The organism is Lysinibacillus sp. CD3-6 (genome assembly GCF_006351725.2).
Lineage (GTDB): Bacteria > Bacillota > Bacilli > Bacillales_A > Planococcaceae > Lysinibacillus.
In genome coordinates this window covers 2,606,469-2,633,393 of record NZ_CP085880.1, presented here as the reverse complement: position 1 = coordinate 2,633,393, position 26,925 = coordinate 2,606,469, and the positions used below count along the sequence as shown (strand labels likewise).

32 protein-coding genes are annotated in these 26,925 nt (G+C 36.3%); 27 read left to right on the top strand and 5 right to left on the bottom strand.

What is annotated here, in order from left to right:
• The first annotated feature begins 11 nt into the window (after positions 1 to 11).
• The 26 genes from FH508_RS12865 to FH508_RS12740 all read left to right on the top strand — a co-directional run bounded on the left by FH508_RS12865 (position 12) and on the right by FH508_RS12740 (position 19,652).
• Positions 12 to 668, top strand: coding sequence for a phage tail protein (locus FH508_RS12865; RefSeq protein ID WP_172771700.1), 657 nt, complete (start codon positions 12 to 14; stop codon positions 666 to 668).
• Between the two features lie 4 nt (positions 669 to 672).
• Positions 673 to 990 (top strand): GPW/gp25 family protein, encoded by a 318-nt coding sequence (locus FH508_RS12860; protein WP_172771699.1) that lies wholly within the window; start codon positions 673 to 675, stop codon positions 988 to 990.
• Positions 977 to 2,092, top strand: coding sequence for a baseplate assembly protein (locus FH508_RS12855; protein ID WP_172771698.1), 1,116 nt, complete (start codon positions 977 to 979; stop codon positions 2,090 to 2,092). The genes FH508_RS12860 and FH508_RS12855 overlap by 14 nt, the downstream gene beginning before the upstream one ends.
• Positions 2,085 to 2,732: a phage tail protein I gene (locus FH508_RS12850; RefSeq protein WP_172771697.1), complete on the top strand. Its 648-nt coding sequence runs from the start codon at positions 2,085 to 2,087 to the stop codon at positions 2,730 to 2,732. Before FH508_RS12855 ends, FH508_RS12850 begins: the two co-directional genes overlap by 8 nt.
• The gene (locus FH508_RS12845) at positions 2,733 to 3,380 is read left to right on the top strand and encodes a phage tail protein (RefSeq protein ID WP_172771696.1); all 648 of its coding nucleotides are present in this window, start codon (positions 2,733 to 2,735) and stop codon (positions 3,378 to 3,380) included.
• Positions 3,380 to 4,585: a glycine-rich domain-containing protein gene (locus FH508_RS12840; RefSeq protein ID WP_172771695.1), complete on the top strand. Its 1,206-nt coding sequence runs from the start codon at positions 3,380 to 3,382 to the stop codon at positions 4,583 to 4,585. The genes FH508_RS12845 and FH508_RS12840 overlap by 1 nt, the downstream gene beginning before the upstream one ends.
• A 12-nt stretch (positions 4,586 to 4,597) precedes the next feature.
• Positions 4,598 to 4,882, top strand: coding sequence for a hypothetical protein (locus tag FH508_RS12835; protein WP_172771694.1), 285 nt, complete (start codon positions 4,598 to 4,600; stop codon positions 4,880 to 4,882).
• Position 4,883: 1 nt separating this feature from the next.
• Complete coding sequence (locus tag FH508_RS12830; protein ID WP_172771693.1) at positions 4,884 to 5,051, top strand: hypothetical protein; 168 nt, start codon at positions 4,884 to 4,886, stop codon at positions 5,049 to 5,051.
• Between the two features lie 80 nt (positions 5,052 to 5,131).
• Positions 5,132 to 5,407, top strand: a complete 276-nt coding sequence (locus FH508_RS12825; RefSeq protein ID WP_081769896.1) for a hypothetical protein — start codon at positions 5,132 to 5,134, stop codon at positions 5,405 to 5,407.
• Between the two features lie 76 nt (positions 5,408 to 5,483).
• A complete protein-coding gene (locus tag FH508_RS12820; protein WP_172771692.1) occupies positions 5,484 to 5,900 on the top strand; it encodes a phage holin family protein in 417 nt (138 codons plus the stop codon).
• Positions 5,897 to 6,565 (top strand): M15 family metallopeptidase, encoded by a 669-nt coding sequence (locus FH508_RS12815; RefSeq protein WP_172771691.1) that lies wholly within the window; start codon positions 5,897 to 5,899, stop codon positions 6,563 to 6,565. Before FH508_RS12820 ends, FH508_RS12815 begins: the two co-directional genes overlap by 4 nt.
• A 198-nt stretch (positions 6,566 to 6,763) precedes the next feature.
• Positions 6,764 to 7,981 carry a PD40 domain-containing protein gene (locus FH508_RS12810; protein WP_172771690.1) on the top strand — a complete coding sequence of 406 codons (1,218 nt, stop codon included), beginning with the start codon at positions 6,764 to 6,766 and terminating at the stop codon, positions 7,979 to 7,981.
• A gap of 338 nt (positions 7,982 to 8,319) precedes the next feature.
• Positions 8,320 to 8,751 carry a BrxA/BrxB family bacilliredoxin gene (locus tag FH508_RS12805; RefSeq protein WP_172771689.1) on the top strand — a complete coding sequence of 144 codons (432 nt, stop codon included), beginning with the start codon at positions 8,320 to 8,322 and terminating at the stop codon, positions 8,749 to 8,751.
• Positions 8,739 to 9,530: a class I SAM-dependent methyltransferase gene (locus FH508_RS12800; RefSeq protein ID WP_172771688.1), complete on the top strand. Its 792-nt coding sequence runs from the start codon at positions 8,739 to 8,741 to the stop codon at positions 9,528 to 9,530. The genes FH508_RS12805 and FH508_RS12800 overlap by 13 nt, the downstream gene beginning before the upstream one ends.
• A gap of 249 nt (positions 9,531 to 9,779) precedes the next feature.
• Positions 9,780 to 10,340, top strand: coding sequence for a biotin transporter BioY (locus FH508_RS12795; RefSeq protein ID WP_172771687.1), 561 nt, complete (start codon positions 9,780 to 9,782; stop codon positions 10,338 to 10,340).
• A 25-nt stretch (positions 10,341 to 10,365) separates the two neighbouring features.
• Positions 10,366 to 11,844 (top strand): AMP-binding protein, encoded by a 1,479-nt coding sequence (locus tag FH508_RS12790; RefSeq protein WP_172771686.1) that lies wholly within the window; start codon positions 10,366 to 10,368, stop codon positions 11,842 to 11,844.
• A complete protein-coding gene (locus FH508_RS12785) occupies positions 11,841 to 12,992 on the top strand; it encodes a thiolase family protein (protein WP_172771685.1) in 1,152 nt (383 codons plus the stop codon). Before FH508_RS12790 ends, FH508_RS12785 begins: the two co-directional genes overlap by 4 nt.
• Positions 12,989 to 13,366: an FAS1-like dehydratase domain-containing protein gene (locus FH508_RS12780; protein WP_172771684.1), complete on the top strand. Its 378-nt coding sequence runs from the start codon at positions 12,989 to 12,991 to the stop codon at positions 13,364 to 13,366. The genes FH508_RS12785 and FH508_RS12780 overlap by 4 nt, the downstream gene beginning before the upstream one ends.
• Positions 13,363 to 13,707: a MaoC family dehydratase gene (locus FH508_RS12775; RefSeq protein WP_172771683.1), complete on the top strand. Its 345-nt coding sequence runs from the start codon at positions 13,363 to 13,365 to the stop codon at positions 13,705 to 13,707. The genes FH508_RS12780 and FH508_RS12775 overlap by 4 nt, the downstream gene beginning before the upstream one ends.
• Positions 13,704 to 14,525 carry an SDR family NAD(P)-dependent oxidoreductase gene (locus tag FH508_RS12770; protein ID WP_172771682.1) on the top strand — a complete coding sequence of 274 codons (822 nt, stop codon included), beginning with the start codon at positions 13,704 to 13,706 and terminating at the stop codon, positions 14,523 to 14,525. The genes FH508_RS12775 and FH508_RS12770 overlap by 4 nt, the downstream gene beginning before the upstream one ends.
• Positions 14,526 to 15,335 (top strand): ATP-binding cassette domain-containing protein, encoded by an 810-nt coding sequence (locus FH508_RS12765; RefSeq protein WP_172771681.1) that lies wholly within the window; start codon positions 14,526 to 14,528, stop codon positions 15,333 to 15,335.
• A complete protein-coding gene (locus FH508_RS12760) occupies positions 15,311 to 16,165 on the top strand; it encodes an ATP-binding cassette domain-containing protein (RefSeq protein ID WP_172771680.1) in 855 nt (284 codons plus the stop codon). The genes FH508_RS12765 and FH508_RS12760 overlap by 25 nt, the downstream gene beginning before the upstream one ends.
• Positions 16,158 to 16,961: an energy-coupling factor transporter transmembrane component T family protein gene (locus tag FH508_RS12755; protein WP_172771679.1), complete on the top strand. Its 804-nt coding sequence runs from the start codon at positions 16,158 to 16,160 to the stop codon at positions 16,959 to 16,961. Before FH508_RS12760 ends, FH508_RS12755 begins: the two co-directional genes overlap by 8 nt.
• Before the next feature lies 1 nt (position 16,962).
• Entirely contained in the window at positions 16,963 to 17,274 is a 312-nt protein-coding gene (locus FH508_RS12750) for a CHY zinc finger protein (protein ID WP_172771678.1), read from the top strand.
• A 603-nt stretch (positions 17,275 to 17,877) separates the two neighbouring features.
• The gene (locus tag FH508_RS12745; protein ID WP_172771677.1) at positions 17,878 to 18,765 is read left to right on the top strand and encodes a nucleotidyl transferase AbiEii/AbiGii toxin family protein; all 888 of its coding nucleotides are present in this window, start codon (positions 17,878 to 17,880) and stop codon (positions 18,763 to 18,765) included.
• 278 nt (positions 18,766 to 19,043) lie between these two features.
• Complete coding sequence (locus FH508_RS12740) at positions 19,044 to 19,652, top strand: YpjP family protein (RefSeq protein ID WP_172771676.1); 609 nt, start codon at positions 19,044 to 19,046, stop codon at positions 19,650 to 19,652.
• Between the two features lie 799 nt (positions 19,653 to 20,451).
• On the opposite strand, the gene FH508_RS12735 is transcribed toward FH508_RS12740, so the two are convergent.
• The 5 genes from FH508_RS12735 to FH508_RS12715 all read right to left on the bottom strand — a co-directional run bounded on the left by FH508_RS12735 (position 20,452) and on the right by FH508_RS12715 (position 24,671).
• Positions 20,452 to 20,961, bottom strand: coding sequence for a DUF3231 family protein (locus FH508_RS12735; protein WP_172771675.1), 510 nt, complete (start codon positions 20,959 to 20,961; stop codon positions 20,452 to 20,454).
• 295 nt (positions 20,962 to 21,256) lie between these two features.
• Complete coding sequence (locus tag FH508_RS12730) at positions 21,257 to 22,393, bottom strand: zinc-dependent alcohol dehydrogenase (RefSeq protein WP_172771674.1); 1,137 nt, start codon at positions 22,391 to 22,393, stop codon at positions 21,257 to 21,259.
• Positions 22,394 to 22,414: 21 nt separating this feature from the next.
• On the bottom strand, positions 22,415 to 22,777 hold the full coding sequence (locus tag FH508_RS12725; protein WP_172771673.1) for a spore coat protein: 363 nt from the start codon (positions 22,775 to 22,777) through the stop codon (positions 22,415 to 22,417).
• 12 nt (positions 22,778 to 22,789) lie between these two features.
• Positions 22,790 to 22,999 (bottom strand): spore coat protein, encoded by a 210-nt coding sequence (locus FH508_RS12720; protein WP_172771672.1) that lies wholly within the window; start codon positions 22,997 to 22,999, stop codon positions 22,790 to 22,792.
• 880 nt (positions 23,000 to 23,879) lie between these two features.
• On the bottom strand, positions 23,880 to 24,671 hold the full coding sequence (locus tag FH508_RS12715) for an SHOCT domain-containing protein (RefSeq protein ID WP_172771671.1): 792 nt from the start codon (positions 24,669 to 24,671) through the stop codon (positions 23,880 to 23,882).
• A 930-nt stretch (positions 24,672 to 25,601) separates the two neighbouring features.
• Between FH508_RS12715 and FH508_RS12710 the strand changes: the two genes are divergently transcribed.
• Entirely contained in the window at positions 25,602 to 26,879 is a 1,278-nt protein-coding gene (locus tag FH508_RS12710; protein WP_172771669.1) for an oligosaccharide repeat unit polymerase, read from the top strand.
• The last annotated feature ends 46 nt before the right edge of the window (positions 26,880 to 26,925 follow it).

Below are 26,925 nucleotides of genomic sequence, written 5' to 3'. Positions count from 1 at the left end.
AGGGATTCGAAATGGCGACAATCGGTAGCTTTGGCGATGTACTCTTTGAAGTATCCACGGAAAAAACTCTGACATTTTTTGATTTAGAGAAAAAAAGCAGTGCAAAGTGGGAAGAGCACGATATTCAAGGCAACAAGACAAAATTAGAGTTTAATGGGCCGGGGCTAACGGATATTACGTACAACCTTTTATTGCGGGCTGAACAAGGCATTAACCCTGTAAAGGAACTAGCAAAGTTAGAGAACATGCAACATAAAGGGGAAGCACATCACTTTATCTTAGGACAAAAACCAATCTCGCAAAATAAATTTGTAATAGCGGAGTTATCGGCAGGCTTACGAAATATTGATCCAATAGGAAATGTCTTATCTGCAGAAGTAACAGTTTCTTTAAAAGAGTATGTGCAAAGTAAAACGGTCGTTAAAAAAACAACGGCAAACACGCAGCAAAAAGCAACTACCAGTAATAAAAAAGCACTCGGAACGATGACCATTACGGTGAAATCGGTGCATATACGAAGTGGCCCAGGTACTAACCATAAGGTAATAGGGTATGCCATGAAAAATCAGCTATTGACTGTTTACGGTGTGAATAATGGTTGGTATTGCCTTGGTGGAGGCAAATATATTACAGCGAATAACGCTTACTCAACGTTTAAGAAAGGGTGATGTTATGTACGAAGTTGAGCCGACAGAACCAATGAAAACAATCGATTTTGGAGCGACAGGTGTAGAGGAGATTCTACAGAATGTCGCTTTTATTATGGCCACAGCTCGTATGAGTTGCCCACTGGACCGTGAGTTTGGTTGGGATAAGACGGTAATCGATACGCCTATACCGATTGCAAAAGCAAGAATAGTGGCCAATTTAACCGAAGCGATTCACAAATTTGAACCACGAGCAATCGTTGTAGCTGTAGATGTGTTAGGAGATGGTCTTCAAGGACGGTTAACGCCAAAAGTGCAGGTGAGCATTCATGAGTCGCTTTAATTTACCTGATTTATACTTTTTAGAAAAAGCACCCGAGCAAATTGAAAGTGAAATGTTGTTACATGTTAGAGAAAAAACAGGGCTAACTCTGCAGCGTGCAGATCCAAGGTTGAAGTTTATTCAGGCTTTGGCTGCATTTGTTTCCATAGAGCGCAACAAATTAGAACACGGTTTGCGCCAGAATCGCTTGTCATATGCCGAGGATGACATGCTAGATCATATGGGTGCTGAAATGTCTACAGAACGTCTACAAGCGAAGTATGCACAGACCACAATGGCATTTAGTTTAGAAGAAGATCGTGTAGATGCTCTGACAATTCCCGCGGGAACAAGGTATCAGGTTGGCGATGTTTATTTTGAGTCAAAGGAAGCCCATATCATTGCGCCAGGTACCCACCTTTATACAGTTGAAGCCACTTGTACAGAACCAGGAGAAATTGGCAATGGCTTTTTAGTTGGTGAAATCACCACGTTAGTAGAGCCTTTACCTTATGTAAAATCCGTCCAAAACACGACCGTTACTAGTGGAGGTGCAGATGAGGAAAGTGATGATACGTATGCAGAACGAATTCGATTAGCACCCGAAAGTTTCTCCGTAGCTGGTTCCAAAGGTGCTTATATTTATTGGGCTAAGGCTGTTAATCAAAATATAAGTGATGTAAAAGTAGAATCACCGATAAGCGGAGAAGTGCATGTCTATATTCTTATGGCAAACGGAAAGCTTCCGGTAGAAGAAGAGTTGACCTTAGTTGAAACGAAAATGAGAGATAACCAAATTCGACCATTAACTGACAAGGTATTAGTAAAAGCACCATCGATTGTTAATTACACAGTATCAGTAGAGTATTGGATTGCAAATCAAAACAGTATAGTTTCTCCAATTATCGAAAAGCAAGTGAATCAAGCTTTTGAAGGGTATCTTATATGGCAACGTTCAAAAATGGGGCGAGATGTTGATTTTTCAGAGCTAATAGCACGTCTAAAACAAGCCGGGGCAGCGCGTGTATCTGTAAGTTCACCTATGTTTATTGAAATTGCAGATACTCAGGTTGCAAATGAATTGTCAACAGAAATAACGTTTAAAGGGCTAACAAATGACTAGTGACTTATTGAAATTGTTGCCCCCTAGTTTAAGACAAGACCCTGTCCTTGAAGCCATTGCTGAAGCTGCAGAAATACAATTAAAACAAACTTATCAGGAAGCAAAAGTTGTCAGCAATTTAGTCAATATCGATGAAATGCCTGGTGAGTTACTTGATTTATTAGCTTTTGAAAAGCATGTCGATTTTTATGAGGCTAATTTGCCAATTGGCCAGAAGAGAAAACTAGTGAAATCTTCAATTAGCTTGCATCGTAAGAAGGGTACGCCTGCAGCTATTCATCTAGTATTTAATAAGCTTGCTCTTGATAGTAAATTAAAAGAATGGTTCCAGTACGGAGGAGAACCTTATTACTTTAAGATTGAAGTTAACATCAAGGATAAAAGTGTTAGTGAGGAAACGCTTAATTCACTAATTATGATGATTAATGAATATAAAAATATCCGTTCACATTTAGAAAAAATAGAAGTTTTCTTTACTACAAATGGTAAAACGCAAGTAGGATCTTGTTCAATTTTTGGTGAAGATATATCGGTGTTTCCATGGCAAATCACAAACATTGATACAAAAGGTATTTATCGTTTTGGATTAGGACAGCAGTTCTTTGATACAACAACGATTTTCCCAAAAGGGGGTATTTAAGTGGCTGAAAATTTTTATACAGTTTTAACGAACGCTGGTATAGCAGCATTTGCAAACGCACAAGTTTCTCAAAGTAAGGTAGATTTTTCTACTATTGCTGTAGGTGATAGTAATGGAGCTTATTATAATCCTTTAGCTACTGCTACAAAGCTTGCTAACGAAGTTTGGAGAGGACCTATTAATTCGATTTCAATTGATGAAACGAATCCAAACTGGTTAATTGTAGAGGCTGTTATTCCTGCAACAGCAGGTGGATTTAGCGTCAGGGAAATAGGTGTTTTCAACACAGCAGGCGTACTTTTAGCAATTGGAAAGGTTCCGGAAACATATAAGCCTGCGAGCGTACAAGGAAGTTTAAAAGATTTGTATTTACGTATGATTCTAGAAGTATCTAATGCTAGTGCTGTGACACTAAAGGTAGATCCTGCAGTTATATTTGCAAGTAAGAAGTATGTAGACGAAAAAGTCGCTTCTATATCTCAGAATACTACAAAAATTATGGAACAAGTAAGTGATATTACCGCACATTTGAAGGATATGACCAAACATAACCAATTCATGGAGGGTAATAAAAAATATCAAGTAATTCTTGGTTGGGATACAACTTATAATTGTCCAACTATGGATTATCAGGAGGTGGTTGAATAATGCCTTATAAGTTGCCAAGTTTTGAAATACAAGCACTGATAAAAACTGCAGTTGATTCAATAAAAACAGTAGTAGACGGTATGAAAAGAACTACTGATGTAACTAAAACAATAGTAGATAGTACGAAAAAAACTGCTGATACGACTAAAATAGTAGTGGACGGTATTAAAGAAACAACTGAAACAACGAAAACAGTAGTAGATGGTATGAAAAGAACTACTGATGCAACGAAAACAGTAGTGGATGGTATGAAAAGAACTACTGATGCAACGAAAACCGAAGTGGATGGAATGAAAAGTACTATTGACACAACCAAAACAGTAGTAGAAGGAATGAAAAGAACAATTGATACAACCAAAACAGTAGTAGATGGTATGAAAAGAACTACTGAAACAACGAAAACAGTAGTGGATGGAATGAAAAGAACTACTGAAACAACGAAAACAGTAGTGGATGGTATCAAAGGAACAACTGATAGAACGAAAACAGTAGTAGAAAATCTAATTAATAAACAAGATTCACTCTTGCTCAAAATCCAAAATGGTGATTTAAAACGTAATATTGCTGTTTTTGATATGCCTGGTACTTATTCTTGGGCATGCCCAGAAGGAGTTACCGTTATTGTTTTAACCATGTTTGGTGCTGGTGGTAGTGGTGGTGTTACTGTAATAAATAACTGGAGGACAAGTTCAACCGGTGGTTATGGAGGAGCGTCTGTTCGTAGAAAACCAATCAAGGTTACTCCGAGAAATACGTATAGATTAGTCGTTGGTCGTGGTGGTACCGGTCTTACAAATATTTCTACAACCATTGCTGGAAATGCTGGCGGTGCTACTTCTGGTTTTGGTATTGTTTGTAATGGAGGAGCTGGAGGTCTTCAAGGTGCGGTAAAACAAGCAACCGGTAATTCTCCATTATGCAACAAAGGGACGACACCTCATTTTTTTGTGCACTCAAGTTCAATTGTAACCCAGTCAACTTCAGCTCTCTTTGATAAGTCGAGTACAATTTTTGGTTTAGGTGGATCTAGCAACACAGACAATGGCGTTAATTTTTATGGGGGTGGAGCAGGGTTTGGAGATGGTGGAGATGCGGGAGACACATCTAATACAGTTGCTCCTGGAGCCGGTTCAGGAGCCGGTTATGGTTTGAATAGTGGAACGACTATTAAAGGCGGAGACGGAATCATTATTATTGAATATTAAAGGAGAATACAAATGAAAAAGTTTGTTCAAATAGTAGATAATACAGCATACTGGATTTTCGAAGCAGAAGAATTACCCCCATATCCAAATGCTGAGGATTTTTTAGAAATTACAGGTCGTGAAGAAATCAAAGAAGGTTTTTTATACAATAGCGAAACGGGAGAGTTCACAGCACCAGTCATTGCTAAGGCACCACCATTTGAATCACAACCGACAGTTGAAGAAATACAAGCACAAATATTATTAAATGTTGAGTACCTAGTATCGAGATCTGAATTGGGATTAGGAGGAAAATAAGATGAAGGTATTTGAATTATGTAAGTTTTTAATTGACCGTAAACGTTATGGACATGCGGCTATGCTGAATAAGGTAAATGTCTTTTATGCTAATAATCAATTAGAAGATCAAGAATACACAGAGCTATTAACTATAATGGATGCACAACAAACGCAAGCAAAGGCTTAGCGTTATTTTTATTGTCAAAAAGTTATTAGAGCATACTTTACTACTTTGTGATTACATTGAAAATGAAAGGAGTGAAGTTTATGGTAAATATCGTTAAATCAACTGAGTATTGCGATATCTTGAAACAAGTTAAAATTCAGGATGGAGAAAATGTATATGCAATTGAAGAAATTTATGTAAAAGCCCTTAAAAGAATTGAAGTTCGTTTCGCCTGGTATAAAATAAATGAGAATGGTGTATTGAGATTTATTAAGAGTGCATTAGATTTAGAAAAAGAAAGTTTGTTTGAATTGTTGAAAATGTCCATTGAAGAAGGGATTTTCGCGAAAGAACAATTCCATGCTCTGTCTAAATAAATTTTAATTAAAAATTATTTTATTGCCTTCCACTAACATTAGTGGAGGGCTATTTTATGCATAAGGAAGGTATCCAATGAAAACAGACACATTATATACATCACTTGTAGGCGGCTCCGTGGCAGGGGTCGCCTATTTTGTTGGTGGCATTGACCATTTAATCAAAGCATTCGTTATTTTTATGGCGATTGATTATATTTTAGGCGTTATGGTTGCGTTTGTTGTGAAAAACGTTGATAGCAGAAAAGCATTAATAGGACTGTTTAAAAAAGTGGCCATGATTTTGATGGTCATTGCAGCAGTACAACTGGACTTGGCAACCGAAAGTGGCAACTTTATGCGCAATGCCATGATTCTTTTTCTAATTGGTATGGAAGGAATCAGTATGATTGAGAATCTTGGAAAGCTAGGGTTGAAAGTACCGAAGTTTTTAACGAACTCTTTTAAACAGCTACAAATCGACAATGATGATAAAAAGGATGATAAACAATGAGTGTTACAACTACATGCCGAAATTTAGGTGAATTACTACCAGTAGCGCAAACCGCGTGCAGAGTGCTCTTTCAACAGTGCTATAAAGCAGGGATAAAAGACATCTTTATTACCGAAACATATCGTTCACAAGCACGCCAAAATTATTTGTATCAGCAGGGGCGTACAAGACCAGGCAAAATTGTAACGTGGACACTCTCAAGCAATCACACTTCACGTTTAGCATGGGACATTGCGGTAGCTCCCCCGAAACCCTTATATGATGTAGATACATTAACAAAAGTCGGGGCAATCGCTCGTAAGTTAGGTATTACGTGGGGCGGTGATTGGGCACGTAGAATTGATCGACCTCATTTTGAAGTGAAGCGCAATTGGAAGATGCCTAGAGGGTACAAATTAGAAGGACAAGTACTCGTGCCAAGCAACAGCAAAATGAAAGTCCAATTAATTGTAAAAGACAAGAGGGAGGAAATCAACGTGGCAAACACAACGTGGAATCCAGGTTCACCAGCGATGAGAACTGAAACAGAGAACTTTATTGCACAGGCTGTGAAGGAGGGGATTATTAATGCTTCACATTTGAAGGATTTACAAAGTGGAACCATGACAACTGATCGTTTGATTGGTTTGTATATTACGATTCAGCAACGTAGAGCAACAAAATAAACGGAAAAAGTCCAGAATCATTTAATCTGAGTCTGGGCTTTTATATATTGGCTGTTTTCTGATTGTTGCTATTCGAATAACGGAGCAGGTAATGGAAGATGGTAGTGGTGAAAACCAACAATCCAGCATTTGTTATGATTAATGGACGAATTTAATCCCTTCATTAGAACATCCTATGATAAAAAGGTGGGATGATTAATGGCAATTAGGGTTTTATTATTAATACTATTTATTAGTTTTAATTTTTCAATAGGTGTTTCTGCTGACGGCCCACTTAAAGCTGCTTTCATACGAGACCACCAGCTTTGGATAAAAGAGGGTGATAAGGAACTACAGCTTACGACAGGTCAGTATGTATCCTCTCCAAAGTGGTCAAAAGACGGTCAATTTATTGCCTATTTAGCAGGTAAGGAAGAGGATGGAAAAACGAATTTATATATTTATGATGTGAAGAAAAAGGAAAGTTATAAGCCGTATCCTATAATTGAAGCAAATGAAATCAAATGGTCGCCAACATCCAATCAACTAGCTTACAATTCGGGAGGTATCCTAAACGTTACAAAAACTGAAAATGGGCGACCACAAGGTTTTGAAAATGTATCTCTAGGTGTTAGTGATTTTGAATGGTTCCCCGATGGAAAAGCGTTTATCGTTTCATCTCAATCTAATTTACTTCCTACTGGATGGGAACCTGTTCGTCTTTTTAAAGTGCCCTTAGATGCCAATCTCGATACGAATAAAATAAAGCCCTTTTACACCATTCAAACAAATACAACGGACTTATTCGCTATTGATGCTGACTATTTAACGTTTAGTCCTGATGGGAGCTGGATTAGTTTTCTATTAACACCCACAGCGTCTTGGTCCAATGATAGCAATACATTATCAGTACTTTCATCAGTAGGTGATCAATTTCAAGTGATAGGGAAAATGCTTGGGTATGAAAATTGGATAAAGTGGGCTCCATCAAAAAATCAACTAGCCTACATATCGGGTGAAGGAAGATTTTTTGTTGAAAACAAGGATACAACAGTTACCGAGATCCCTACAGCGAATAAACAAAAGGACTATACACCTAAAGGATATGTAGACCTAGATTTGGAATGGCTTTCTCTAGATGAAATAATTGTTGCTCGGGCAAAAGAAAACAAAGCATGGAAATTGGGACCAGTTCCAACTATGTATACAGCGCTATATGTAATTAATCTTGAATCAGGAGAACAAAGGCAGTTTACATTTCCAAAGAACAATAAAATAGATAATACTCCTCAAGTAGTTGGTTCAAGGATTACTTGGTATCGAACAGCTAAAAAAGAAAACCAAGGAGATGTCTGGATTAAAGATAGAATAGATGGTCTAGAATATCGGTGGTTAAAAAACGTAGACACTGCACCAACTTTTTTCAATAGTAAGTAACTGAAACATCCGCAGATTCTACACTTCTTTATTCTAGTAAAAGAGAGCATTAGTTGAATATTCGGTCCAAAAGGCAGATTTAATCTACAAAACGTGTAGAAAAAATTCTGTCTTTTTGTTCTGATATTTCTTGAAACGAAAAACTCTCGTCCCAATTTTTAGGTGTAAAACAATCCCCAACCAATCCGACTTCGTTACACAAAAAAAGTCACGAAAGTCACGAAAAAGTTACATTTCTCCCGAAAACATGTGAATTTGGGCGAAAACAAGTTTTTGTACATTCGTAAGAAACCTTGCTATAATGGGCTTTGTGATTACATATGAAAGAGGGTAAAAGCATGAACGCTTACGACGAATATATGAAACAGGTAGTGAAGCCGATGCGTGAAGAATTGGTGGAGGCTGGATTTAGTGAGTTGACAACGGCTGATGCTGTGAATGAATTTATGGCGGAGGCAAAAGGGACTTCTTTGGTTGTCATTAATTCGGTTTGTGGATGTGCAGCTGGGTTAGCGCGTCCAGCAGCACGTGAAGCGGTAGGTACGGTAAAACCGGATAATCTTGTAACAGTATTTGCAGGGCAAGATCCTGAAGCTACTGCTGCTATGCGTGGTTTCTTTGAGGATGTGCCACCAAGCTCGCCGTCAATGGCTATTTTAAAAGATGGGGAATTGGCTTACTTTATTCCACGTGAACAAATTGAAGGTTTTCCAGTGGAGCAAATTACAGCGCATTTAACAGGCGTTTTAGAACAAACATGCGAGAAATAAAAACGATTGTGACTACAGCGGGCAGACCAGACGACATGTCGATGGTGCTCGCTGGTTTTGTGTGTGATACGTTACATGTTCCATTTGTGGCTCGTAATAAGCGTTCAATTCGTAAAATTTCAGAGCAAATGCAGGCAAACGTCATTGTTGCAGGAAAAAATCGCTATGAATATTATGCATTTGGAGCGGACGAGCCTTTTTTCTTTCATCCAAATTCCGCCGCATTTCGTTTAAAGCGGGTGGCACGTGGAGAAATTGAACCGTTTTTAGAGGCAGCTCAGCTAGAAAAAAATGATACTTTATTAGATTGTACATTAGGTTTAGGTGCAGATGCGATGCTAGCTGCTTTTGTTGTCGGGGAATCTGGGCGAGTGGTTGGGTTAGAGGCAGATCCTAATGTGGCGTTTATTGTGGCACATGGTATGAACACGTATGATACATCGGAGCTTCCTTTAACCGCATGTATGCGACAAATTGAAGTTGTGCAGGCAGAAGCGATTGCATATTTAAAATTACAGCCAGACGATGCATTTGATGTCGTTTATATGGATCCGATGTTCGAAGAAATAATAGAAGAATCGAATAATTTTCAAGCACTTCGCACGGCTGGCGCACATATAACATTGACCGATGAATGGGTAGCAGAAGCGAAACGAGTAGCAAAAAAGCGTGTCGTTTTAAAGGCTCACTTTCGATCGGCATGGTTTGAAAGATACCATTTTTCAAGATTGACACGTGTAACGTCAAAATTCCATTATGGCGTTATTTTGAAGCAATAAAATCGGCATACCGATTTACAATTAAATAAGAATGACGATTAGAACAGACTAAATAAAATGTCTGTTCTTTTTTCTTGTCGAAAACCATGTCTTGAAAAAAGAAAAACAACTTCTTAAATATATTAATTTATAATTTGAGTCAACTTTTAAAACAAAATAAGTTTACACAAATGAATTTTAGCGCTATTATAATTCACATACAAAGAAACTGGTTTATTGCATAAATATTTTTAAAGAGAGGTTTTTTATATGACAACTAAAGAAATGGTGTATGCGGCACTTTTTGCGGCATTAATAGCGGCTCTAGGATTGATTCCTCCAATTTCAGTAGGTTTTATTCCTGTACCAATAACAGCACAAACATTAGGTGTAATGTTAGCAGGAGGATTTTTAGGAAAGAAAACTGGGGCAATTAGTCTCGTACTGTTTATTGTTTTAGTTGCTTTAGGTTTACCTTTATTATCTGGTGGACGAGGTGGCTTTTCGGTATTAGTTGGTCCATCAGCAGGCTATATTTTTAGTTGGCCGATTGCCGCTTTTCTCATTGGTTTTGCAACTGAGAAATTATGGTCTTCTATTAAAATATGGAAATTACTAATTATTAATTTTGTATTTGGTGTATTACTAGTTAGTTTAATAGGTGCACCTGTTATGGCATTAATTACACAAACATCTATTTGGGCTGGTTTAGTGGGAGCATTAGTATATTTACCTGGAGATTGTATAAAGGCAATTATTGCAGCAATTATTGTTTTGCAATTAAGGGCAGTTAGTCCAATTGAACAAAAGCTAAATAGCGATGTAGAATAAGATATTTTTAAAGGTGTGTGAAGAAATGAACATCATCGAACCCATTATCGAACATGCAGTTCATCAGCCAAAGGGGATTGCCCTAATTCATGAGGAACGGTCTTATACATACGAACAATTAGTAAGTGCAATGAAAAAAATTGCAAAAGGTATTCAATGTAAAGGACTTGAACATGAAAAAATTGCGATATTATCAAGCAATCGGATTGAATTTGTGGAAGTTTTTTTAGGAATTATGTACGCAGGTTGTGTGCCGATTTTGCTTGATCCAAAGTGGAGTTTACATGAAATCGAGTTGGTATTAAAACAAGCACAGCCGAGAATGATTTTTCTTGAGTGTAAGCTTAAGGATAATATGCATCGTTTCACGCATATCGACACGTATGTATTTTCGGGCAAGCAAGTAGCTTCTTACGAAGAATGGTTTTCTACTTTAACAGAAGAAGCTTCTGTTAATCATGCGAAAGACCCGTTATTTATAGGCTTTACCTCTGGTACAACTGGCATGCCAAAAGGGTACGAACGAACACACAATTCTTGGCTGAAAAGCTTTATGGCAACAAAACAAGCATTTCAGTTAAATCCTTTAAAAAATTTTTTAGCACCTGGACCATTCGTGCAGTCATTGTCATTATTTGCGCTAATGCAAAGTTTATATTTTGGTGGGACGTTTCATATTCTGTCCACTTTTGAGGAAGAAAAGGTAGTCAAGTATTGCCGAGAGGTGCCAAATATGATTTTATTTCTTGTGCCAACAATGATTGAAAAGTTATTGAGATTAGATGGCTTGGAAGATATGCCTGCACAAGCTATCATTTCTTCCGGAGCTAAATGGTCTGTACAATCCAAAGCACAAGCAAAAAAGGTGTTTGGCTCAGCGAAATTATTTGAATTCTACGGTTCTTCTGAAGCAAGTTATATTAGTTATTTGGCTGTCCATCAAACGATGGAAGAACATGTTGTCGGGATTCCTTTTCCTGGTGTAGAGATTTCCATCCGAGATAACGACCAACGTGAAGTGCCTACTGGTGAAATTGGATTACTCTATATTCGTAGTGATATGATGTTCACTCGTTATTTTCAATTACCCGAAGAAACAAATGCAGTTTTTTATGAAGGTTGGTTAAAAACAGGAGACTATATGATGCAAGATGAAGCGGGTGCATTACATTTAATTGGTCGAGCTAAAAATATGTTGATTACAGGTGGCTTAAATGTGTATCCAGAAGAAGTGGAAACAGTGCTAAAACGACATAGTGCCATAGATGACTTGATAATAATTGGAGTGCCAGATGAATATTGGGGAGAGCGGCTTATTGCCTGTATAAAATGGCGAGTTGACCAAACGATTTCACTAGAGGAACTTCAACAATTTGGGGCGCAGTTTTTAGCTAGTTTTAAGTTACCTAAACAATTAGTAACGGTACAAAAATTCATTTATACAAGCAGTGGAAAAATAGCTCGTAAGGCAATGAAAGATTGGGTAATGGAGGTAATGTCATGAGAGACGCAGTGATTGTGATGGCAAAACGAACACCAATCGGCAAGTTTGGTGGTCAGCTAGCTACACTTGAACCCGAGCATTTAGTAGCTCCATTAATAAAAGAAATTATTAAAGAAACAGCATTGCCAAGCGATTGTATTGATGATGTGATTTTAGGTAATGCAGTCGGACCAGGAGGGAATTTAGCCAGACTTGCTGCTTTAGAAGCAGATTTACCATTTTCGATTCCAGGTGTTACCATTGACCGTCAATGTGGCTCAGGATTAGAAGCTATAAATATGGCTGCGAGATTCGTTCAAAGTGGAGCAGGAGAGGTTTATTTAGCTGGTGGTGTAGAAAGTACGAGTCGAGCGCCTTGGAAAATGAAAAAGCCGAACTCATTAATGGCAATGCCCCAATTCTATTCACGCGCTCCATTTACCCCACAGCGGTATGGAGATCCTGATATGGGGATTGCAGCTGAAAATGTAGCAAAGAAATATTCCATATCACGACATGCTCAAGACCACTATGCATACAAAAGCCATCAAAAGGCGATTCAAGCAATGAAATCAAATCGTTTCGCCGATGAAATAGTGCCTTTACAAGTAAAGGAGGAATGGATAACTTTAGATGAATGTCCAAGAGAAAATACAAGTTTAGAAAAGCTTCAATCTTTAAGCCCTGTTTTTTTAGAAAATGGTACTGTTACAGCTGGAAATGCTTGTCCGTTAAACGATGGCGCAGCGCTAGTATTAGTTATGTCATTAGAAAAATGCCTTGAATTCCAATTACAGCCGATACTACGATTTGTCGATTCTCAGGCTTCAGGTGTCGATCCAAATTATTTAGGGATAGGTCCAATACCAGCTGTACAAAAACTTTTGAAAAGGCAGCAACTAAACGTACAGGATATTGATATTGTTGAATTTAATGAAGCTTTTGCCTCACAGGTGTTAGCATCAATTCAAGCATTACAAATTCCAGAGGACACGGTTAATCGTGCTGGTGGTGCAATTGCCATCGGTCATCCATACGGCGCATCAGGCGCTGTTTTAATCACACGATTATTTTATGAAATGAAATATCAACCGTATAAAAGAGCACTTGCAACATTAGGAATTGGTGGGGGCATGGGGCTTGCAACGCTTGTGGAGGCAATAAAATGAAAGCAACTAAGAAAATAACCGTAACGGCTGAGTGGATACAACGCTATGCAAAAAGTATAGATGCACCGTTGCAATATCTACATGGTAAGCTCATTGCTCCTGCTACAATGCCAATCGTATTTTGGCAACAATTCAATCATGCGCATTTTCATGACACAATGCCAGTTCTCCATGGCTCTCAGCAATTTATTTATCAATTACCAATTCAAGAAGGCATGGTACTAGACTGTGAATTAGCGTTAAGTCAAACAGAACATAAACAAGGAAAACAAGGACCAATGACTTTTAATACTTATACGTTAAATTGCTTTGAACAAGGAACAGAAATAGTGCAAGTAAAAACAGTTTTGATTCATGTTGGTGCTGCCATATGAAAAAAACAGTTACTGCCAAACAGGTCCACTACTATGCACAAGTATCGAAGGATAATGCAGCGATTCATATTAATGCTGAGGCGGCGAAGCAAGCGGGCTTCGAACGCCCGATTGTTCATGGAATGTATTTAATGGGACTTGCGCAATCATTGTATATGAAAGAACATCCGTTGAAATGGATTGTTCGCTATAATATGCGCTTCCAGAAACCACTACTTATAGACGAAGAAGTAACATTTCTGTTTATAGAAAATCACACTAGAATAGAAGTATCGATATCGAATCGCAACAACGACCAAATCGCTTTAGGAAATTTTGAAGTAGAGGAGTTGGGATCATGAGTAGGGTCGTACTTATTACAGGGGCGACAAGGGGAATTGGCCGCAGTACGGCTATTTATCTTGCGAATAGTCAATACAGTGTCGTTGTAAATGGCACGAACCAGCAATTAATTGATGAGGTCGTCCAACAAATTTCTGCCAATGGAAATAGGGCAATAGGGTATTGTGCGGATATTGCGGATGTTGAAGCGGTGTCTAGGATGATTGACTTTGTCATGGAACAGTTTGGGCAAATAGATATATTGATTCATAATGCAGGAAATCTCCGAGATGAAAAATGTATGCGAATGACAACTACGCAATGGCAAGATGTTATCAATGTGCATTTACACGGAGCCTTTTACTGTATTTCGTGTGTACTACCTCATTTACTTGATCGAGGCGGTGATATTTTATTGATGACGTCAACAGCTGGACTATTGGGCTCCAAAGGCCAACTCAATTATAGTGCGGCGAAAGCAGGCATTCTTGGGATGACATGGACATTGGCGGAAGAGTTGAAGCCTTTTAATATTCGTGTAAATGCCATTTCACCTGCTGCGTTAACTGATATGACGAAGCCTGTGATTGATTTTATATCAAAAAAATATGCCCAACGCAATGAACCGTTTCCTGATTATTGGAAGGTGGGGACTCCAGAGGATATTGCCCACTTTATCGGTACATTATTAACACAGCAAGATGCAAATCTAACGGGAGAAATATTTGGGGTAAATGGTACAACGGTTACGAAATGGACGAGACCACAGCAAAGCATTTCTGCCAGTAGTCCAGAGCGTTTTTTCGCCATGTACGATGAGCAAAAGGGAAGTGTTTAAATGCTAGTATTTGAGCATGTCAATTTTTATCACAAAAAGAGTGCACCGATTTTAAAAGATATTCATTTTACCATACAGGCTGGTGAATTTGTATCAATTGTCGGCAAAAATGGATGTGGCAAATCAACACTTGCAAAATTAATGAATGGCTTATACCTTCCGAAAAACGGGGTTGTACGATTTCAACATTTGGAGACAAGTAATGCTGTAGATTTAAAAGAAATTCGACAGAAAATAGGTTTTATTTTTCAGAATCCTGAAGATCAATTTATTACAACGAGCGTTCGAGATGAAATCATTTTTGGGCTTGAAAATATTCGTTTACCAAAGGAAGAAATGGATCAGTGTGTTCAATGGGCAAGCAAAGCAGTTGATATGGAAACATATTTAGATAGCATGCCACATGAATTATCCGGTGGACAAAAGCAACGTGTTGCGATTGCGGCAATTTTAGCAATGCGTCCACAATGCATTATTTTCGATGAGGCAACGTCAATGCTTGATCCATTAGGAAGGGAACAAGTATTAGCCCTTATGCATGCACTGCATCAAGCAGGCATGACGATTATCCATATCACGCACCATATGGATGAAGTTATGCAATCAAATCGTGTACTTTTACTTGATAACGGTCAAATCTGCTTTGATGGGCATCCAATAGTACTATTTGAAACAATCAATGTTAGAGATTATTCCTTACAGGAACCGATAGCGGTCAAAATTCATCAATTAGCAAATGAAGCATGGTCATTAACAGCAGACTGGGAAGGGGCGATTCGTTTACGATGGGATACGAGCTCAAAAACGTAACTGTTACATATGAACATCGAACAGCCTTGAAAAATATTTCGTGTTCCATAGCAGATGGAAAATGGATTGCGGTCATTGGGAAAACAGGCGCAGGTAAGTCCACCTTTGTTCAATTGTTAAAAGGATTAGTAGACTTTAAAGGGGAGTATAGGCTACATAATAAGCTTATTACGCTAAGTGGAAAAGGCCAACCAAAAGATTTGCAAGAAATTGGCTATGTCTTTCAATATCCAGAGCATCAGTTTTTTGAAACAACAGTTTATAAGGAACTAGCGTTTGGACTAAAACAAAGGGGACAATCCGAAAAAGAAATACGAGCAAGTATTTCAGCGATGCTTGCGACAATAGGCTTAGATGAAACCATTTTAACACTCGCCCCTTTTCAACTTAGTGGAGGGCAAAAGCGGCGTGTAGCAATTGCATCAATATTATTAATGCAGCCAAAGTTACTGATTTTGGATGAACCTACTGCAGGACTTGATCCAACTAGCAAGTCATCAATACTAGACCTTTTGAAGAAATGGCAATTAGAAACGAATCATACCGTTCTGTTTGTTACCCATCAAATGCAAGATGTTGCGGAGTACGCTGATGAAGTCATTGTTCTTCACGAGGGAGAAATAAAAGCACATTTAACTACCAACCAATTGTTTTTGCAGCAGGCTCATATAGTAACAAGTGCAGGCCTAAAAATGCCAGACCAAATCCAACTATTAAAAGTAGTGGAACAATTACTTGGGAAAAAAATAGCCGTAGCAAACTGTATGGAGCATACTATCTTCAACGCAGTTAAGCCGTATCTACAGTTTAGAGGGAAGCTCAATGCGTAGTTCTATTATTATTGGGCAGTACGTCGACAAGCATTCCATTTTTCATCAATTAGACCCTCGAATCAAGATCATCAGTATTTTTATGTTGATGCTAAGCTTCTTACTATTAGATACAGCAACAAGCTATGTAATCACTACTTTTTTTGTATTTACTCTAATAATTGTTTCTAAAGTCCCTTTTGTTGTAATTTTAAAAGGTTTGAAGCCGTTACTTTTCATCTTATCCTTTACACTTATTTATCATCTGCTTTTTACTCAAGGACAGGTAATATGGTCAATCGGATTCATCACCATTTCGTTAGAAGGTATGGTAGCAGGCATACGGTTTGTTTGGCGTATTTTGCTTCTTGTATTATTGGCTTCTTTGTTAACCCTTACAACAAAGCCACTAATTTTAGCGAAAGGTTTAGAAAAATTGTTAAAACCGTTATCGAAGCTTCGTGTACCAATTGAACAATTTTCATTAATGATTGTCATTGCCATTCGATTTATTCCAACAGTGTTAGAGGAGTTGAATAGAATTGTGCTAGCGCAAAAATCAAGAGGGTTTGATATTAAATCATTACCTTTTATGCAACGTATTTTTGCGTATGTTCCAATTGTTATACCGTTACTGTTTACAACAGTACAAAGGGCAGATCAATTAAGTGATGCCATTGATGCTAGAGGATATGGCGATGGTAAAAATCGGACGAGCTATATTGAACTACATTTTGAGAAAAAAGATTTCATAGCAATGCTCGTAACAATTTTATTTGTCCTTGTGTTATTTTTTATAAAATGGAGTGGTATATAAAATGGAGATTTTCGGACCTGTAATGGATAATGAAACGAGATGTATGCATTATCATACTGAAAAAGATATTATCGCGATAAAGTTTGCATGCTGCGAGCGCTATTATCCTTGCTATAAATGTCATGAGGAACATGCCAAACACGCCATTAAACGTTGGCAGCAATCACAATTTAATGTAAAGGCAATACTTTGTGGACATTGTAAACATGAATTAACTATCCAAGATTATATGGAGTCATCATCTTGCCCGCAATGCATGGCTGCTTTTAATCCACGCTGTGCAAATCATTATGCTATTTATTTTGAAATGTAATGATAAGAGAAGTAATATCATATAATGGGTTTACTTTTAAAAGATAATATGCTATACTAATAATCGTGCTATTTTGGGTAGCAAATTTCAGTAATCTGGCATTCTGCTTTTTGTTTTTTAGGATACTTATTCACACTGGCGCATGCTTTGGGGCTGCAAGGACGCAAAAGAAGGTTGGGTTTGCGTTGCTTAAGTTAGAGGGCACACAGTGGAATTTTACCGCGGTGATGAAACGAAAACGTTTCGAAATAATATTCCCCAGATGATTGGGTTGAGACTTTACAATTTACAGAAATGTTACCTATTAAATACTAAAGGGGTAGTTTCGCAAAAGCGAAGCTGCCCCTTGTCTAATTTTTTTGATAATATTAACAGTAATAATAAATATTTGCCATTTCGCACCTGCTTTTTTAAAAAAGGCAGGTGTATTTTTCGTTTTATTTTCCTAAATAACGACAAAAAACGACAAACTATCTCTGGATTATATTACCGTTTACTATTGTGGGAAAATAAGTAATAATGAAGTACAGAGTTTTTTCAAAAATCAAATATATGCTAGTTTGGTTGAAAAATTCTGAAAAATGATTGAAATGAGGGTGGCATATGAAACAAGTAAATGATGTATCAATCCCTGTATTGGACCAATTAACAGATGTAGCTCAGCAACAACAAAAAGGCTTAGAGGTATTTGTAACACTCTATTCACATGAAAGGTTACTAGTTCGATTAGCAGCTTCTTGCTACGAGGATCAGTATTGGCTATATGGAGATTTTTTAATCGGTACATTAACAAATGATTACGAAAAATCTACTACTGGAATTACATTGTGTACTAAAAAAATGGCCAACAAAGATAGCATTATAAAGCATGCTTTCAAAGAAATTTGTTCGATGAATGTACAAGAGGATGGAATTCAATTTGTTAGCGATGAACTAGAAATTATTAATAGTAATGAAAATCAAATTTATATTAGAATTCCTGCACATTTAGGGCACATAACAACATACATAGAAATAACGATTAATCTTTTTGATCAAATTGCAATGGCTCCAAAAAAGATAGCGATTCAGTCAATACTAGATAATACGCCAATCGAGTTATTAGCTTATTCAACAGAGCTTATGATTGCACATAAATTTAACTTACTATATCAATACCCAGCATTCGAACAAGCGATGAAAGAATACTATGATGTATATTTATTAGCAAGTACACAGAATTTTGAAGGTCGAGTTTTACAAGAGGCTATATCAGATACATTTGACCGACATAAAACAACACTAGAAAAATATCCATCAATGTTCTCTAAACAGCTTTATTTAGACGCTACTAACAACAAGAGATGGCAACAATTAGTTAATCAACAGACGTTACCGTTCGATAAAGTACAAAAACTTGTTCATCAATTGTTAGTGCCAATTTATGAGGAAGTAATAGTAGAAAATGAATTTTTTGAAAATTGGGATTACAAGCAAGCTATTTGGCGATAAGAAAATGAAAAATCCGCGAGCTTAAATAAAGTTCGCGGATTTAAAGAAAAAAATATGAATTAGTTCGTGTAACATAAAGAAGTTAAATAACCTAACATTAATAAAAGACCAATACCCATAACGATTGACATATTTTGTACCTCCTTTTAAAAAACGACACATTTATACATAAATTATTGTACAATGAAATATAGAAATATGAAACCTTTTATTGGTTGGGACGTATTATATTATAAGAAGAATTACCAATTTGTACATAAAAGAGAAGGTGTTAATTAATGAAAAAGTGGGTTCAAAAAAGTATCGTCATAATGGTTGCGTTTTTAACATTTGGATTAATTACGCCAACACATGAAATTTGGGACGCATTCGATCATAATCCATCTAATCGTGCTTCCATTGGTCCATCACCAGGGACGAGCACTGCCCTAGCAGCTGAGCCAGAAACAATAGCAGATGAAGCGACCGAAATACAGCACGAGGCGATTGACTATGGGGCGCTACTTGTTGACGCAGCGAAAGAGCAGTCCTATATGAAGTTTGGAACAAAAATTGGCCCTAAAATTAGCAATGAATTTGACTCCATTATCTTCCCTAAAATGGAAGAAGCAATTGCGATGACCGTTGCAAATGTAGAAGACGGATCACTGGCAAATCTCACAATTACAGAAAAACCAAGTGGTAACTACGGAGAGAAAATCTTCAATATCGTTAATAACGAAACAGGAGATGATTTAATTCGTTTCCACGTACGAACTGAAAAGCGTCCACAAGAAGGCTATTACTATAACTTCCATTACCATAGTGCCGAGGACAATTTTATGGCTCATAACAATCTTGGTGATATTTACTGGGAAAAAAACACACCACCGAAGTGGTTGTCATAGTATGCTTGAAACACTCGTATTTTATGCGAGTGTTTTTTTGTGCGGAAACGTTGATAATGTTTATAGAAAATCACTAAAGATGAAATTAATAATGTAATGCAAGGAGGAGAGTGGAGAAAATACGTGTACCCCAAAAAGTACCCCAAAATCACCATTTTTTGATTTCATAAGATTCTTAATATGAATTTAAAGTGATGATATCATCCATGAGGTTAGATGCGTGTACCTCATCTTTTTCGAATGAGTGTGCATATACTTTATAAATTGTTTCAGGCGTATCCCGAGAATAAAATGTATCTTCCTTTTACTTTCCGCCCCATTCAATCGTTACGGTTGCCCTCGGATTATCCGAATACAACTCGAAGGGGAAAGCATTATAAGTACATCTGGGGTTCGATGCTTGCCATCCCAAAGCTAATTTATGTAGTGAAGTTAACAATATTACTACTATAAATATGTGATTTACAAAAGCATTAAAAGGGTCGCTGGACCAGAGTGACCCTAAACCAACAAATCATGTGGTGTCAAACTGAGAAACTAGCTAAACACTACTATTTATATGATAGTAAAACTATGTTTGTATAGTTTATAGCCTTTAAAAAAGAAATAAAAAAAGCTATAACAGCGAGGTCGTTATAGCCAGAGAAAAATTTTGTGTGACAGTGACACATCTATCTTTTCAAGATTGTATTGAATTTTATACATTAAAAAATAAAAAAGATCCTCAGACGATCTAAATATGACAAGAAACCCCCAGATTTTAACTGGGGGACGGTTTGTCAGGTAAATAAAATAAATATTATTTTTCTGGATAATCTACATGTAATGGTGGTGGTATTAACCAACCTTTATTTTTATTAAGACGTAACAGTTTAGCTCCAAGTTGAGCCTTAGCAATATGGAATTGACCATACATTAATGCGATATCTTCGCGAGTAGAGGTGCCCATTGCTTGACTGCAAGCAACTAATCCAGCTGCTAGGTCAGCACTGAGAGTAGCGCTAATTTCAGGATCGTTAAATTTCGCTCCTGGAGGAATATTTTCCATTCTTGCTACAGGTCTTTCAGGAGATGCAGGTGGTAAAGCAATACCATTTGTTTTTAGGATTTTTTCTAATTGTTTTACTTCTTCCCTAGAAAGTTCGATGATATCTTCAATAATTTTTTTCAAATCTTCATCGCCAGCGTGATTATAAAATGTTTGATAACCAGAAATCATACCATAGTCTGCAATTAAGCTTGACCAAACAGCAAATACTTCACCGTAATGTAACGGTTCATTTTTAGGATTTCCACCAAGAATACCCATGCTTACACATCCTTTTCTTATTTTAGCTAAAGCAAGGATAGCATGGTTAAAATTTATAAAAAGATACATTAGTAAATAACTTAAGGAGATTATTTAGTAAACAAAAAAGCCGCAGCGATTGCACACGTTAAAAAGGGCTACTTTAACAACAATGAGACCGTCATTAAGGTGGTTTACTAAGGAGGTAGATAAGTGCAAGACTAATTAAAATTTAGAAGTACTAAATATAAATGTAACCAAGGGCAATAGAAAAAGTACTTTTGCAATAGGGATACAAAAGTACTTAAACTTATATTTAGGGTTTTAAAACCACTTTTATACAGTCTTCCTGTTTTGTATCGAATATTTCATAACCATGTTTTGCTTTTTCGAGAGGGAGGACATGTGTAATGATATCACCTGCACTCACTTTACCATCAGCAATTAAGTTATAGACATGAGGCATGATATGAACAACTGGGGCTTGTCCAGTACGAATCGCTACATTACGCTGAAAAATATCTCCGAGTGGGAAGGCGTTGTATCGACCACCATATACACCGGTAATTTGGATAGTTCCACCTTTACGGACAGCTTGACTGGCTGTGACAATGGCTCCCATAGCCCCACTTTGAAGTTTTACGCCACTTGCAAGAAATTCGAGAGGCGTCATTTTTCCGCTCATTCCGACACAATCAATGACAACGTCAGCCCCTCCTTTAGTAATCTCTTTCAGATATTCACCACAATTTTCATGATCTTCAAAATTAACAATTTCGACGTTATTTGTTTTCTTGGCATGTTTAAGACGATACCCGATGTAGTCCACTGCGATTACTCTTTCTGCTCCTTTCAACCAAGCAAATTTTTGTGCTAATAGTCCAACAGGTCCACAGCCAAGAATAACAACAGTATCTCCTTTCTTTACGCCGGCATTTTCTACACTCCAAAAAGCAGTGGAAGCAGCATCGGCAAGGAGAACTAGACTTTCATCAGGAACTTCAGATTTCTCTGGAATTTTGAATGGGATAAAATTACCATATGGAACCCTCAAATACTCTGCCTGTCCTCCTGGAAAACCGCCTGTTGTGTCTGAATAACCAAAGTAGGCACCCATTTCGCCATTATCGTTTGCATTATCACACTGACTTTCCAAATCATGATTGCAATACCAACATTCCCCGCATGCAATATTAAAAGGAATGACAACTCGGTCACCCTTTTTAACCTTCGTCACACCTTTACCAACTTCTTCTACAATGCCCATCGGTTCATGGCCAATGACATAGTCTTTTCCAATATTCGGAATCATTCCATGAATCAAATGCAAGTCGGACCCGCAAATGGCAGTAGTGGTTAAACGAACAATAATATCATCGGCTTTTTTAATTTTTGGGTCTTTTACTTCTTTAACCTCAACATTTTTTATGCCTTGAAAAGTGACAGCTTTCATTAAAAAATCCCTCTTTTTCTTTTATTTTTTCGGTGGGGTAGGGAACATTCCTTTTCGGTTCATACTTTTAGGGAATAAATCCAACTGCGCAATACTAATCGCATTTTCGGCAGATTTAATATCTAGTTCTTTTTGGCCTTTTAGATCATAAGGTTTTAACCACTCTTTTTTTAACATCAGTTCAGAAATTTCAAAGTATAAATCAACCATGACATCCAGCTGAGTTTTCATGATTTTCTGAAGAGTAGGGGAAGCTGTTTCTGTTAAAGCAATTGAAAGATTTCTAATACCCGTCTTGGTTGTTAGTAAAAACTCAAGAGCAACCCCCGAATCAGTTAGTTCAGGCATTCCAATTGAATTTATAGGATCTAAATAGTCTTCCATACAATTGTCCTCCTAATATTCTAATTCAGATTTAGAGTAGAGTTTAACCATAGCAGTGAGTGCTGGGGTAGATAATTTTACATTTTTGACCAATAACGCTCTTAAATCATCATCAAAAACTACACCTTGACTTAGCTTTGATTTAAGTAAACTAGTTGTCATAAAGTTAATGACTTCATGAAATTCCAATGTTTCATGAAGTGCTAATTTTTTCTCAAACACGTAATTCGCACCTCCAGAATTTTCTTTAAAAAGTCTACCCTGTAGCAATTTGATTTATACAAATTCGCCTTAGAGATTAAATTTTCTTTCTAAAACTATGTTGATTGCCAGAAAATTAAGGGCGGTTTTATCAAGATAAATGCATGAAAAATCAAAGAGAACTCTGATTTGAAATTGAATTTCCTCCGTTATTTTCATTCTACACATATTCTCTTAATATTTGATGAAAGAGTTACTCTGTTGAACTATCTAAAGCCAGACTTACAACTATTGGAGGAGATTTTTTAATTGAAGAAATGAATTGTCAAAACAACGTTCTCTAATGAAAGTGAGGATAGGATACATACTTAAAAGCCACAAAACAAAGTTTTTACTTGGTATCTGTTGCTTCAAGAACGTACCACTTTCCTTTTTTATACTTATTGGGAATCCTGGCACATAGTTATATATTGCCTTTATAGTGATATTGGGAGAGAATTTTACATAGGATTAGGTTTTATTGTAATACCTAATGATCGTCAAAAGTATAAAGATAGCGTTTGTATGTATTACTCAAAAAAAATGAGTTCGACTCCAGCTCACTTAATATCCCCGATTATTTTTAAAGCACATCCTTATTAACGTAAAGGGGCCAACCGAAGTGGTTGTCATAGCATGCTCGAAACACTCGAATTTTATGCGAGTGTTTTTTGTGCTTAGACGTTGATATATCAATGTTTGAGATAGATCTTTAAGGGACAACTTATCACGTCAATCCGTGTCGGTCCTCCAAGGATACTTTCAATTTTAATTTTGTCATCTTTACGAGCGCTATCCTTCCTTCATCAAATAGGGACGTTGTTTTTTAAGGATAAGAAAAAGCGTCCATGTGAACGCTTCTTTAAGCTTTTAAAAGTTCGTTTTTCTTTTCTTCAAATTCTGCTTGTGTTATTGCACCCATATCCAATAGTTGTTTATACTTCAATATCTCATCTGCTGCAGAAGTTGTTTGCCCTTGATGTCTAACTGCTTCAACGGTAGGTTGTTGTTGACTACAAATTAATTCTAAAATAGATAGACATTCATGAGCTGCATTATATGCATTTTGATATAGCACGCCACTTTTTTTCATATCCGTCTCAATGAAGTGAACATAAACGACTGGGTTGTAAATATTGTTTAAAGTAATTTTTAATTTTAAACTGCTACAAATACCTTTAATTTTCTTTTTGCCAGTTACTGCACCTACGATTGCACCAGTATCTCCAAATAAAGCTCCACCCACAAGAGCACTACCTAAGCCGCCAGAAATTATAGTCTCGCCATCTTCTAGTAATTCAAAATTGAGGATATCACTATAGTCATATACAGTAGATTTATTACGTTTCCCTAAAATTGTGGATAAAACAAGCCATTTTTTATTGTTATCATCAAACTCTACAAAATTTCCCACTCTTTTTGTAGGATTAAATGTTTTTAATTCGCGTTTATTTTCTTTTTGTGTATGGATTGCATTTCTTATATCTTCGACGGTCATATGAAAAATATACTTTTTATTAAGACCTAATTTTTTTAGATTAGCTTCTTTATAACAAGAAGCACACACCCATTCTTTATTAGCTATTCGAAACCGATTTAAACCCACTTCTTGTTCACATACACCACATACTTGTTTTAAACTAAAAAAGCCCATGTTTAACCATCCTTTTTTTAAAAAAATTATTTGTATGTATTAAAATAGCCACTTACCTATTAGGTGTCTAAATATGCCTATTAAAAAACCTGCCATATTAATACAATAATACCATTTAATAAACACTAAAGTATAATGCATTTATAAGGGGATGAATATAAAGTGAAAATTTAATAGATTCTTGAATTAAGATGGGTTCTCAAAAGAAAGTATATAAATGTTAATTTCTATAAACTGTTAAGGGGGATAGGAGCAATAAATCATCGGATATTTGATATCTAGAAAATTCCTCCACTTTTAGTACACTAGATGAAGAGTCAATTTGAGAATCTGCAAAGGCACTTGAACTAAAAGATAGAAACACTACTAAAATTAAACTTGAAATGAACGATAAAAGTAATTTCATATGAAAGTTCCTCCTTTAATAAAAACTAATTCTCTCCTTATCTTAATATTATTTATAATTAGACATTAAATTTTATGTTTCCTCTAATTCTATTGTATTATTTTTATCAGGGGAAAACATATTATTTAAGAGAGGTGTAGTCATGGAAAACAAAAAACGCAATGTACGCAATGATGATAATAATTGGATTCCAGAAAGAAATATAGTGAAAGGATTTACTTTCAAAGGATTCCTAATTTTTATCATTATATTGATTATTGGATCGCTTGTTAATTATTTTTTAAAACAATAATTTTTTGATTATACATTTACATCTTTTTACTCTTATAGAGATTGTTTTTACCACTAATGGAATAGTGCTATTAAATCCTTGTATGTAATGAATAGGCTCTAAACTGTAAAATTGTTTAAATCCTCATATAAATTGGAAACTATCTATAAAATTTACAAAAAATATGATATACTAATTTTGTTTTACAAAAAACAAAGAGGAGGGGAAGTAACATCTAAAAGGTGTGATATGTATGAGCAAATTGAAACAAAGTTTTGGAAAATTAAATAAAATTGATATGTTTTCTCCGTATTTCTTTTTGCCATTTATTTTACTGTTATATTTTTTTATCAGTTTATTTGATTGGCATAAATTTGAACAATTCGGTATACATGTATCCATATGGCCAGCTGTTTTTTTAGCTGTTGTTTGTTATTACATAGGTGTATTAATAATCGATAAACTGGATTGGACAATTCCATCATTTGGATTGTCGTTTTTAGGGAAATATGTCGTTCATTTTATAGTTGTCTTGACAGTGCTTGGGCTCGGCTCCTATTTAATGATGATTTTTAGTGGTAACTTAGGAATTACGGATGAAGCAAACCGCCGTAATTTAGATCCAAAGTTAAACTTCTTTAGCCAATTATTATGGTTTGGTGTGTTATTGCTTTTGTCCTATAAAATGATTTTGGAGAAGACGATGACATGGAAAAAGGCAATCGTCTATGTTTCGATTTTTGCGGTTGTCATGTTCTTATTTCTATTAATGGGTTATCGTACGCCGCTTATCATTATGTTATTTACAGGCATCATTATTTTCCACTATGTTGTAAAAAGAGTGAAATTAACATGGTTTTTAACAGCATTGGTCGTAATTGGTGTAGCGTTTTCATTGTTTGGATTTATACGCGTCCTTACAGAAGATACATCAATTGAATTCAATAAGCGTGAGCAACCAAATGTAGAATTAACAGCTGAGGAAAGAGATAAACTATTAACTGCTGAACAAAAAGTAAACTTAGTACCGAAATGGGTTCGTGCATTAAATGCAGAAGCTGTCACAAGTCATATCGTTTTAAGTACGATAATCGAATACACAAAAGAAGAAGATTACTTAAAAGGTGAAATTCATAAAGGAATATTTAGTACAATTTTACCAGGTGAACAAATTTCACCCCGCATGAAGGTTACCGAGGTCGTTAACTCGATTACGAGCGAGCGAGGTGTCAATGTTACACGTGAACAGCGAACAACAACCCCAACATTTATTGGTCAATTGTTTTTAGATGGGGGTTATTTGTTAGTAGCGATCGGCTTCTTGTTATATGGTGTCTTAATATCGTTAGTTTATAATAAAGTAAAGCAAAATGGGATTCGCAGTTTCCACACTGTCGCTTACGCATTTATAATTACCGTGTTTACCGTTTCAATGCATACAGGTTTACTCGATTTAATTTTTGTTCTTATGCTAGGCTTCGTTATTATCGCATCTTCCATTATGACAACAGATAAACGTAGGCTTTCATAAAATATAGGCAAACTATCCTTTAAAGTTAATGGAAACTACTTTTAAG